Here is an 11856-nt window from a genome sequence, read left to right as displayed (position 1 = left end):
CGAACGCGTGGAATCAATTTGCCGGTTCGACGCGAAACTCGGGGGATTCGTCGACCCGCGCGGCGACACGCTCGCGGGCAGCGGCCTTCGACTCGGCAACGACGACGACGCCCTCCACGCGTGGGTCGCCGGTCGCCCGGTACGCCGACAGGTCGCCGTCGTCGAACTCCGTCGCGTACGTCCGTAGCACACCGAGCACGCGGTCCTCCACGTCGCCCAGCGAGGCGTCGCCAGCCTCGAAGTCCGCGAGCGCGTCCTCGACGTTCCGCAGCGCGCTGATTCGATCCATCTATATCGCCCGCAGGTGGTCCTTGTTCGGCTGGTAGAGCTCGCCTTTCTCCTTGAGCTTCTCAATCTCGTGTTCGGCTTTCGAGGCGTCCATCCCGACCTCCTCGGCGCGGTCGAGCACCTCCTCGACGGGCGCGCCCTCGTCGAACTCGTCCTCGATTTCCTTGATGATTGCTTTGACGTTCTTCACGCGGTCGCGCTGGGTCTTCGAGCGCCCGGTCTCGACGACGTCGGCGTCGTACTCGCCGGTCTCCGGGTCGACGCCGATGTCCTGGAGACACGACCGCACGATCTCGATGACGCGCTCGGCGTCCTCCTTCTCGACGGTGTCCGAGAGCCGGACGCGCGCGGACGCCTCGCCGAGTCGCACCAGGGCTTCCAGTTGGCGCGCGGTCACCGGGACGGGCGAGTCCTCGCCCTGCCCCTCCGCGCGCAAGTCCACGTAGAACTCCTCGATGGCGTCCCGCGCCTCGTCGGTCATCGTCGGATAGCAGTTCCGCCGCGAGTACGCGATGTACTTCCGCAGCAGCGACGCGTCGATGGCGGGCGCGACGTTGTCGGTCTCCGCGCTAACCTCGTCCTCGGTGTGGTTCGCGCTCGCGAGCTGCTCCTGCTGGGTGTTGAGTTCGCCCGCGTAGTTCGTCTGGAGGATGTGCTGGGCGAGCTGCGCGTCCTCCTCCGGGTCGGGCTCGTCGGTCACCGTGAAGATGAGGTCGAACCGGGAGATGAGCGCGGGTTCGAGGTCGATCTGCTCGCCGATGGGCTCGTACTGGTCGAAGCGGCCGTACTTCGGGTTCGCCGCGCCCAAAAGCGAACAGCGGGCTTTGAGCGTGGCGTTGATACCCGCCTTCGAAATCGAGATCTTCTGCTGTTCGAGCGCCTCGTGCATCGCCGAACGGTCCTCGGAGTTGTGGACGACCATCCCGTTCGCGACGAAGTTGTGCGTCCCCGCGACGGTGAGATCGTACACTTTCGGCTGTTCGCGCCGCTCGATTTCGGAACGCAGCCGGTCCACCTCGCTGCGGACCTCGTGGATGCGGTCGAGTGCGGCGTCTGCGACCTCGACGAACCGGTCCGTCTCGACGTCCTCGTTCAGCCACCGCGTCACCGTGCTCTGGTTCACGCCGAGGTCCGCCGCGAGTGCTTCGTGAGCGATTCCGTGCCGCGACAGCGCCGTCCGGAGCGCGCTCCACGAATCGACGCTCGGTTCTCGAGCGAGCAGTTCGTCTGCGACCTCGACAGCCTCGTCCTCCGGGACACCGAGGCTGTCGGCGAGTTCACCGCGCAACACCGGAATCCGGTCATCCTGTTCGTCCGGCGAAACGGACTCGACGCTAGCTACTCGCCGCCACTTCACGTCCCCGTAAACGATCTCGCGGAGACCGGTAAGCTCCGTCTCCGCGGCACCCTCGACGACCTCCCGGAGCCGCGACCGGACCGTCGTGAGCAAGCGCTCGTCCTCGCCCCACAGCCGGGAGATTTGCTGCTGGCTGAACGCAGTTCCGGTCGCGAGTTCGTCCTGAGAGACGTGATAGCGGTCCCGGAGGCGCTTGAGTGTCCGCCAGTCGGCGTCTGTCACCTGCTGGCCGTCTCGATCGGCCGCGCGTCGCCGTGACTCGAAGGCGTCGAGGACGTCTCGGGCCAGCCGGATCGAGACGTTCGCGTCGCCGTTCTCGAAGTTGCAGTACGTCACGTCATCGATGCCACACTCGGACTGGTGCAGACGTAGCGACTTTCGGGCCGCCTCGAGCCGTCCGCCAATGCCCGGGACCACGTCCCGAATCGTCCGCTCGCCGGACACGCGTTCGACAGCGTCCTCGAGTGCGTCCTGCTTCCGGTCGAGCGTGAATCCGACGCACTGGTCGAACGCGGCCAGCGAGTCCGCGTCCGTGATCGCGAGCTGGTAGATGTCGCGTTTGTCCTCGTGTTCCCGGTGGTGGAGCTGGCTGGAGACGCCGAACTCCAACAGGAGGTGTTTCACGCCGAGCAGTAGTTCGTAGCTCGCGGAGTGGATGCGGAGCTGCCGGTCGCCGACCGCCCCCTCGCTGTCGGCGAGTGCGCGAACGAACGCCGCCTTCGCTGTCCGCGACGACGCCGTCACGTCGTCCGGTAGCGTCTTTCCGTCGTACGTCTCGCGGTTCATCCCCGCGTCGAGTACCCGGTCGGCGTGTTCTCGGCCGTGGACGCGGACGGTGTCGACGCCGTCGGCGCGCTGCTCGCTCGGCGGGCGCGTCGGCTCGGTGTCGAACGTGCTCCGGGCAGCATCCTCGAAGTCCGCGAGCAACTGTTCTTCGGCGTTCGTGAATCTGATTCCGTAGACCCCCTCGCTGCGGTCGTAGTAGAGGTTCCCGTCGCCGGCGAGATAGCCCAGGACCGCGGCGAATTCCGGCTCGATGCCGTCCGCTCCGGACGAGACAGAGGGCGGTACTGACGCTTCGGTCACCGACCCGCCGTCGGCCGTCGCCCCGGACAGCGACCGCGGGACGTACACCCAGTCGTCGTCGGAGAGCTCCTCGGCCGGCTGCTCGACGCGCTCGCCGTTCTCGAAGGTGAAGAACGGGTGGTCGGCCGTCGCGGTCAGTCGCTCGCCGGACTCCAGTGTCACCTCGACGAGCTCGCTCGGAGCGTCGTACTCGTGGACGGCCGTCACGGGGCGTTTTTCGATTCGTCCGGATTCCGTCATCGTCCAGACGTCGGCCTCGACGCCCCGAATCGTCCGGCCGTTCGGCAACTCCTCCAGATCACCGGACTCGGCAGCGTCGACGGCGAAGTCCCGAATTCTGCTCACTCGGTCGTCAAAGTGGACCAGCGTGTCCCCCGTCACACATCGCATCTTGTCGAGTTCGTCCACCGCCGCGACGCCCTGGTCGGCGAGCACGAGCGCGCCGGCTTCCAGCGTCCACTGCTGGCCGTCCCCGAAGTCGTCGCGGACCGCCGCCGCCGTCAGCCCGGCTGAGCTAGAGCCCTTACCGGAGGTGTAGACGGAGCGCGGCGCGATGTTCTGGACGTAGGAGATGAGCGCGGAGTTGTGCGAGACGACGCCGTTCGAGACGTACGCGTGCGTCCCTTCGACTTCGATGTCGTAGACCCACTCCTCGGCCGGCTCGACGGCCTCGATGGACTCGATTCGGTCCCAGTCGACCGTGGGTAAACTCGCTCCTATTTTGTCATTAGGTCGCTCGACTACACGCCCGCCGTCCGTTACGATTTGTTCGGTTTGGAATCTCTTCGAATCGGCTGCAACCGCTTCACCTTTCTCGAGATTTTCTGCTCGTACCGCTTTCGGTCCGCGGCCCCGACGGACAAACAGCGGGTGCGAGGGCGTCACTTCGAGTTCGCGCCCACTCGACGTGCGAATCCGATACATCTGGTCTGGTGCTTCTCGCTTCCAGACTCGGGTCGCTCGCCGTTCGGTGAGCGTTCCGTCGGCGTCCATCGAGAGAACCGGCAGGTCGGCGTCGTCGTACACGCCGTCGTCGACCGGCTTCGGGTTTTCGAGGTTCTCCTCGACGATGTCCCGAATCGGGCGCTCGGTACCGTCAGCGAGCGTCACGTTCGTGTCCCCGTCGAGGCACTTCCCCGTCCCGGGGTCCCCGATGAGGAGCATGTGGAGGTCGCCGCGGATGCGGGACTCGTCGGGGAGGTGTTTGGTGACGCCGGAGAACAGCTGGAGAATCATCGCGAGCTTGGCCTCCCGGTGGCCGTAGATGGAGGGGGCCATCGAGTCGACCATCTGCTCGTAGATGTTCTCGCGGTTCGAGATTTCGACGATCTGCTGTTTGTCCTCCTCGGTGATGTTCATCTCGTCGAACTCCTCGTCCTCGATGACGACCGACGTCCCCTCCATGTAGAGGTCGAAGACGGGGGACTCGTTGCTCCCCTCGCTCTGGTCGAGGCGGAGCACGCCCGCGACGGTGACGTGGTCGCCGGGCGTCACTTCGCCGGTGATGTCGTCGGTGACGTGCACGTCGATGCTCTGGGGGGTTTCGCCGCCCGCCAGCCCCTCCGGGGACTCCTGAATCCGGAGCTTCTGGGAGTCGACGAACTCCGAGCGCTCGGGGTCGAGTTTGAACGGCCCCTGTCGCTCGCAGGACTCGCACTGGTAGGGCTCTTGGAAGCCGGCGTCTCCCTGGGGCACCTCGGTTTCGGCGCCGCAGCGCTGGCAGACGAACACCGCGCGCTCGATTTTCGGGCGGACGTCCGTCGCCTTCCGCACCATCCCCTGCACGCTGACGAGCGTGTTGAGGTGTTCGGCGCGAATCGCCCGGATTTCGGTGTGCTCGTCGAGGTTCTGGACGCGCACGTGGGCCTGCCCGAGGCTGACGTCGACCGGGAGGTCGTAGAGGCGCAGCGCTTCCTCGGCGGCTTCCCGGAGGTCGTCGGGGTGGTTGATGTAGTCGTCGGCCAGGTCGGGGTCCATCTGGTAGAGGTCCCGCCAGTCGAGGTGGAGGGACTTCGACTCGCGGGGGTACTTGCGCGCGAGCTCCGCGACGTCGTCGCTGTAGTACCGGCGGTAGAACTCCTCGAACCTGTCGACGAGTTCCTGGTTTGCGGCCTGGGCCATTCTGTCCACGATAGGTAACGCGCGCTCGCCTAAGAAGGTTCGCAAACCGGGGTGGAAGTGAATCCACGCCCGAACAGGTATCCCGCTCTGCTGAGAACCCCCGACAACTCCGGAGTCGTCTGATGACAGGACTGGTGTTCGCTGGCTACGTCGCGGTGTTCGGTGTGTCGGCGCTGGCGTGCGTCGCGGGGCTGTCGCGGGTCGAGCGCGTCGAGGACCCCGACACGCGCCGCGGGCTCGCCGCGCTGCTCGTGACCAGCGGCGGCTGGGCGGCGGCGCAGGCGGGGTTCCTCGTCGTCCCGTCGATACAGCTCAAGGTCGCGGTGTACACCGCGGGGCTCGTCTTCGGCATCGCGACCGTGGGCGCGTGGCTGTACTTCTGTTCGGCGTACACCGGCCGGGCGTTCCACCGCGACCCGACGGTTCGGCGAGCCGCCGTCGCCGTCTTCCTCGCCGTCGTCGCGGTGAAGCTCACGAACCCTTGGCACGGCTTCTACTTCGGCGTCGAACAGGTGTCGGCGCCGTTCCCGCACGTGGCCATCGAACACTACGTCCTCCACTGGGTCGTGATGGGGACGGCGTACGCGCTCGCCGCCGTCGGCTACTTCATGCTGTTCGAGCTGCTCGGGCAGACGGGCTACGACACGCGCCCGCTGCTCGCGCTCGTCGGCATCACCGGCCTCCCGGTCGCCGCGGATGTCGTCGGTGCGTCCACGACGCTCGTCCCGGCGCTCAGCTACGAGTCGGTTGGCGTCGCGGCGTTCGCCGTAGGCGTGCTGTTCGTCTACCTCGACCAGTTCCAGGCCGTCCAGCTCGCCGGCGACGTCGAGGACGCGGTCGTCTTCCTCACCGAGGACGACGAGATTCGAGACACGAACGAGCGCGCCCGCGAACTGTTCCCCGCGCTGGCGGGCGCGACCGGCGAACCGCTCGACGCGGTCGTCCCCGAAGTCGCCGACCGACTCGCCGGCAACCGGGACGTCGTCGAACTCGGCCGGAACGGGGAGCGGCGGTTCTACCAGGTGTCGGCGACGCCGTTCACGTTCGGGCGGACGCGCGTCGGGCGGATGGTCGTCGTCACGGACGTCACCGGCGAGGAGACCGCGCGCCGCCGCATCGAGCGACAGAACGAGCGCCTCGGGCGCTTCGCGAGCGTCGTCAGCCACGACCTCCGCAACCCCCTGAACGTCGCCTCCGGGCACGTCGACTTGGAGCGGGAGACCCGCGACAGCGAGCACCTCGACGCGGTGGCGCGGGCGCTGGACCGCATGGAGCAAATCATCGAGAGCGTGCTGTTGCTCGCCCGCGAGGGCGAGGACGTCGGCGAGTACTCGCGGGTGTCACTGGCGACGCTCGCGGAGCGCGCGTGGTCGTCCGTCCCGGCCGAACACGCCACCCACGTCGTCGACACCGACCTCGTGTTCGACGCGGACACGGACCGCGTCGTCCAGATTCTGGAGAATCTCTACCGGAACAGCGTCGAGCACGGCGGCCCGGAGGTCGCGATTCGCGTCGGCGCCCTCGACGACAGCGAGGGGTTCTACGTCGAGGACGACGGCCCCGGCATTCCCGCCGAACACCGCGAGGACATCTTCGAGTTGGGGTACACGACCGGACAGGGGACGGGCCTCGGGCTCTCGATTGTCGAGACGATTGCGTCCGCCCACGGCTGGGGCGTCTCGGTGACGGACGCCGAACACAGCGAGACGGGCGCGCGCTTCGAGGTTCGCGGCGTGGAAACCGCCGCGGAGTGACGCCGACGACGGCGAGGCGGGCGTCGGCCGACGCAGCCCCACTCAGGACGCCACGAGGACGACCGCCGCGACCGCCAGCACCAGCCCCGCGACGTTCGTCGCGGACAGCGCGGCGTCGAAGTAGAGCACGCCGACGACCGCCGGAATCACGAAGTACAGCGCCACGATGGCGGAGACGACAGCCATGTTCCCGCGCGCCAGCGCCGCGTAGAAGCCGATGGTGCCCGCGGCCAGACAGACCCCGGACACCACGGCGAACGCGAGGTCCACCCGGGAACCCGTCATCGGCTGTCGCGTCCACAGCGCGTACCCGCCCGCGACCGTGATGCCCGCGACGTAGGAGACGAACACCGCGTTCACCGCCGTCATGCTCCGCGTCGCCACGCCGGCGGTGACCGCCCACGCGCCGTACAACACGAGCGCTACGACCGCGACGAGAATCGACGACCCGACCATACAGGTCGGTTTCGCGTGCGCCGGAAAAACGCCGCGTTCGAGAAGACTCATCACCGTCGAACACCTCTCGTCGCGTGTGTCCGAGACGCTCCACACGCAAGTGCTGGCCGTCGTCCCCCCGGAAGACGTCGACGACCACGACCTCCAGCCCGCGCTCCGCGACCTCGCGGCCTCGCGGTACGTCCTCGTCTGTCGGAAGGGCGGCGCGCCGTCGTGGCCCGAACGCATCAAGTCGTTCCTGCTGCGCGACCCCATCGAAGCCGTCACGCTCGTCGCCGACGACGCGCCCGAGGAAGGCGCGGAATTCACGGCGCGCGTCGAGGAGACGGAGATGGTCGGCGTCTACGACGTCGTCGGCGTGGAGTGAGGAAATCCATTCGACTATCTGCCGTAACGCCCGCTTCTGTTCGTCTCTCGGTAGACGTATCGGCGGGCAAGTCACACCGTAATTGATTCTCTTGACTATCGAGCAAAAAGGGCCAAGTTCACCGAAAACCATCAAAAATACCGGCCTGATTCACGTCTCGAAGCAACACATCTCGTCGCGACTCAACAAAATGGCCGACCACGGGCTGCTGTATCGGCTTCCGAACGGCGTGTACGGGCACTGAGGAGGGGAAGGCGTACCTCGAAGGCGAGTACGACGCGGAGGCAGAGGAGTTCACCAAGGAGGCGGACGCCGAGAAGTACCAGCTCGGCGACTCCGAGACGGAGGCCAACGGAGCATGAATGTGCGTCGGACAGGCGACTGGATGACGACGCTCGACGACCGGATTCTCGAATACCTCGACACGGACGCAGCTGCGACGCCGCGGACTATCGCACGGTCTCGTCGGCGACCCGTGAGCACGCAGAAGATTCGCGAGCGGCTTCGCGTGCTTGCGCAGGCTGGCTACGTCGACCCGTAGACCGACGACTACGGCCTGTTCTCGCTCACTATTTGGGGGCGGTTCTACCTGGATAGGGAGGCGCGCGCTGACCAGATCGTGCCTGAGCCGAGCGCGCAGCGACCCGGCTATGTGCTGGCTTAGTCCTCGGAACCTTCGTTGAACTCCAGCTCGTCTGTCACGGTGCAGAGAATATCACGTACGTGTTCGGCCTTATCTTCTCTATCGAGCCGATTCACAGCGAGATTTACGAGCTGACGACTTGCGGTCGGCTATATATCGAAGACGAGATTGATGCTCGACATCAGCCGCGACCCCCGCTGGACATGTTCTATAACTAATTGCGTTATAGCTAGTTAGTTGGCTTCTGGAGTATCACTACCCATTCACAGTCAATCACTCCGCTTCCATGGTCTCTACCTTGGAAGAGGTCACGATTAGTAATCTCATCCCAAGCAAATCCTATCAGGTTGAATCCTTCATCTGATTCAAGATTTCCACCATGGCCCTCAAACTGGCCGAGATTCTGTGCGATATCTGCCACGTAGCGGTGACTACTGATATGCCGTCCACTGATGGTATTTTCCCCGATAATGAAAAAGAAATGAGCGCCCCGCTTGAGATGCTCGTAGCTCCGGGTTAACGCTCGTAGGATGTCGTGAGCGAAGAACCGCCAAGTTGTGTATGCTCGACGATTGGCTTCAGTTAGATGTCCCTCGTGGATTTCTTCTATATCTTCATCAAGAGCTGGGAGACTTGTGGCATTAAATAACTCTGTAGAACCCTTCCAACGATCACGAAGAGAGCCCGGAAGGTCTATCTCCGCCTCGCTAATCCTCGAAGCGTTTGTGCCAACTATAGACCGGCGTAACTCATCGGCTTCAAATTCATCTTCGATTAGATCGTAAATCCAGAATAACCGCAGCTTCGTGCCCCGATAGTAATTCATCGCGTTGATGTATGGGGGTGAGGTAATTGCTAAATCGACTGATTCTGAGTACTCCGGATATTGGAATTCACGCGCGTCTGCTAGACGGATATCTATCTTTGCTTGATGTCGTGGATTAGATTCCAGGTCGTCAATATCTTTCTCTGGGTATACGGCATCCCATAAATCCTCTAACCGGTCTTTACTGTCGGCTAGCTCTTCCTGATAAACCGAAACCGCGCTTTGTGGGTGCTCCCCTGCAGATATTTTTTCCTTTATATCTGGCGACTTATATGCCTTCGATACGCCAGGATCTGCATTTGATACTTCATAGACGGCATTTGCTAGCATCAGAACGAGCCACCTCTTGATTTTCTTCAGCAGCGAGGTTGAACCCTCTTTGATTGCTTCTTCCTCAAATCGAGTCAGGTTCTCATATGGGTTGAACTGATCTGTGAATTCTTGAATGACCTTTCTAACAGCAGTTAGCTCTCTTTGAGCGCTTTCCTCGAACCAATGGCCCTTATTGGTCTGATCAAGAAACTCGACATCATATTCTTCGAATTTTTCACTTGTGTCAACCCTTTCTAAATGGGCGGTAAGCTCCGTCACCACTTCATCTAGTACCGTATGTGGTACCGGACTTGTTGACACTTCACTAACTAACTTTGAGAGTGGGTTAATTTCCACACCAAGGTAGTTTCGACCCTTTATCTTCGCTTCCACCCCTGTTGTTCCACTTCCGGAAAACGGATCCATTACTGTAGTTTGCTCGCCCTTAACGTTCCTCACGCTGCTGAATTGCTCGATAATATATTCCGGTATTTGTGGAATGAATATTGCAGGATGTTTGTGAAGAACATGTGTTAGATACTGTGTGTCTTTAACAGAGGATAACGCTCGAAAATCCATCTCTGGATACTCTAGATGTTCTTGGCCAGGTACTACCTTGAGCGGATAAGTTGGAAACTTCCGATCATCTGAGATCGCGGGAGAGGACTCAAAGCCAAAATCAAAATCTGAGGTAGAGTCACCATCGCTAAGTGAACCGCTGAGGTGAGTTTGCTCCGACTGCGACGTCTCCTCGTCCATCTTGTAATGTAACTCAACAGGCGGGGATATAAATTTGGCTTGGAAGAATGACCTCCGTTCCCTTCTGCCATTTTGTGGTTGAGTAGTCCAATAGATTAATCAGCATAGAATAAGTTCGCTGTAATAATGCCAGCATTGGGCTTTCTAGAAGCTCATGAGGAAAGTGAATTTAGGGCACCAATTACCCAACGAGGGTATAACTCTGAATTCTTCCACAGGATTGATCAGCTATTTAATGACCTGGGGAAATCTGATCCCGGCGTAGATCTGGATGACCGAGACCGTATCAAAGCTAAAATTCTTAGAACAGGTCCTTGCCCCTCTAATGCTAGGGTGTACCACCAGTTTAGCACTCCGCCAGAATTTGAAAACTCAGACGATGAGGTTAGCGAAATCCTCGGTCGTGAGGTAAATGTAACACGACGTGAAGCAGGGAACCTCTTCGAAGAATGGGTCGATAAAGCAAATCGCGCGTTTAATCAATGGCTATCCACACAGGATCCGTCCGCGTTGGAAGAACCGGATATCCCGGAAAATCTTAGAGAATTTTATCTCGATAGAACCACGGATATATCCAAGAAAGTTGATGAGCTCGATATCGATTTAGAAGCTCTAAAAATTGATGTCCAACACTCTGTTTCAACTGACTATTTTCATGATGCAGAACCAGATGGCGCATGGTTGCCGGACGAACTTCCCGGGGGCGTTTTTGAATCGAAAATAAGCGTTCCAGATAGTCCGATTGACCGTCATCTACTCGCGGGGTATGCTGTTCACGTCGAAAGAGACAGTGATATCCCAGTTAACTATGGTATTTATCTTAGCTTAAATGAAGAATTGTCTGAACTACGGATTGATCGAGTGTATGTTGATGATGTCATACGAGAGCAGATAAGAACAAATTTGGAACGGTTCACTAGCCTAGCGTTCGACAGTATAACTGAGGATGAGTGGGATAACTCTGAACCACTCAAGGACCGATTACTTGAACCTGAAGAGCCAAAGTATGCGGGGGCATGTACTTCTTGTCTCTACGCTAATGCCTGCCATCAGGGAGGGAAATACTACGACCTTAGAAATGATATTTATAATGATCTAACCAATCTAAAACTGAGCGGCTCGCATATTCTGAAGGTTCTGGAAAAAGTCGCTTCTGGAGCTCCAGCGAGACCGGATGTCGCTGCGAGTGTAATGGAGGTCTTCCCAGACAAAAGTAAGAAGAGCGTTTTCCGAGGTATGGCCATCCCGACCCTGACAAGACTCCATCTAATAAGGGTTGAAAATGATGGACAAAGCATTAATATTGCTCCAAATGGACAGATGATTCTTCAAGCTGAGAACCAAGAAGAGCAAATCCGACGCTTGGCGACTTCAATTCGAGATTACGTGGTATGTGAGCTCAGTCTAACTGGTGACGCTCTGCGATACTTTGAGGATTACGGAGACGAAGTCTCTACAGGAGAATATCCTAATTTCACTCCCGCCCTAGAGCGGTTCAGGAATCAATATCTGGATTATTTCAATATTGACCTGCCAGAGTCTGATGATGGTAACCCACACTTGATTGACCATCTATATCGGGCAGGTGGATTGTACCAGTATCTAATTGATGAAGACTCTCGACGAGAACTAATCCAGATTTCGTTGCCGAATGATCGGCGAATCCAGTATGATTATGCTCGGCGAAAGGTGCTGAAAGAATTAGATAATAGAGACGAACACGCTAGTTCTTGGCTCGTGGATGAACTTATCTGGAGAGAATGGTCTTCAAAATCTCGGGCAATTGATTTAATGGAGGGTTCCACAATGTCCAATACAAGACTCATGAGGAACGCACGAATTTACGATGCAATACTGTTGACCGAGCCGCAAACGGGTGATAGTTAA

Annotated in this window: 8 protein-coding genes; 4 read left to right on the top strand and 4 right to left on the bottom strand. The window is 60.2% G+C overall.

Annotation, left to right across the window (positions count from 1 at the left end; genetic code table 11):
* Positions 1-13: 13 nt before the first annotated feature.
* Positions 14-289, bottom strand: a complete 276-nt coding sequence (locus tag AVZ66_RS12025; protein ID WP_058984315.1) for a hypothetical protein — start codon at positions 287-289, stop codon at positions 14-16.
* Complete coding sequence (locus AVZ66_RS12020) at positions 290-4852, bottom strand: LAGLIDADG family homing endonuclease (RefSeq protein WP_058984314.1); 4563 nt, start codon at positions 4850-4852, stop codon at positions 290-292. It lies immediately after the preceding gene.
* Positions 4853-4974: 122 nt separating this feature from the next.
* Here AVZ66_RS12020 and AVZ66_RS12015 point away from each other — a divergent pair, with 122 nt between their 5' ends.
* Positions 4975-6606, top strand: a complete 1632-nt coding sequence (locus AVZ66_RS12015; protein ID WP_082678840.1) for an ATP-binding protein — start codon at positions 4975-4977, stop codon at positions 6604-6606.
* Between the two features lie 42 nt (positions 6607-6648).
* On the opposite strand, the gene AVZ66_RS12010 is transcribed toward AVZ66_RS12015, so the two are convergent.
* Positions 6649-7062, bottom strand: a complete 414-nt coding sequence (locus tag AVZ66_RS12010; RefSeq protein WP_058984312.1) for an EamA family transporter — start codon at positions 7060-7062, stop codon at positions 6649-6651.
* Positions 7063-7138: 76 nt separating this feature from the next.
* Between AVZ66_RS12010 and AVZ66_RS12005 the strand changes: the two genes are divergently transcribed.
* Both AVZ66_RS12005 and AVZ66_RS16315 read left to right on the top strand, forming a co-directional pair.
* A complete protein-coding gene (locus AVZ66_RS12005; protein WP_058984311.1) occupies positions 7139-7429 on the top strand; it encodes a hypothetical protein in 291 nt (96 codons plus the stop codon).
* Between the two features lie 358 nt (positions 7430-7787).
* A complete protein-coding gene (locus AVZ66_RS16315; protein ID WP_157575658.1) occupies positions 7788-7970 on the top strand; it encodes a hypothetical protein in 183 nt (60 codons plus the stop codon).
* A 331-nt stretch (positions 7971-8301) separates the two neighbouring features.
* On the opposite strand, the gene AVZ66_RS15740 is transcribed toward AVZ66_RS16315, so the two are convergent.
* The gene (locus AVZ66_RS15740) at positions 8302-9969 is read right to left on the bottom strand and encodes a DNA methyltransferase (RefSeq protein ID WP_082678839.1); all 1668 of its coding nucleotides are present in this window, start codon (positions 9967-9969) and stop codon (positions 8302-8304) included.
* Positions 9970-10095: 126 nt separating this feature from the next.
* On the opposite strand from AVZ66_RS15740, the gene AVZ66_RS16310 reads away from it, so the two are divergent.
* Entirely contained in the window at positions 10096-11856 is a 1761-nt protein-coding gene (locus tag AVZ66_RS16310) for a CRISPR-associated protein Cas4 (RefSeq protein WP_157575657.1), read from the top strand.

This window comes from Halobacterium sp. CBA1132 (assembly GCF_001485535.1).
Taxonomy (GTDB): Archaea; Halobacteriota; Halobacteria; order Halobacteriales; family Halobacteriaceae; genus Halobacterium.
The sequence above is the reverse complement of the archived record's forward strand: the minus strand, read 5'-3'. Positions and strand labels throughout refer to the sequence as shown.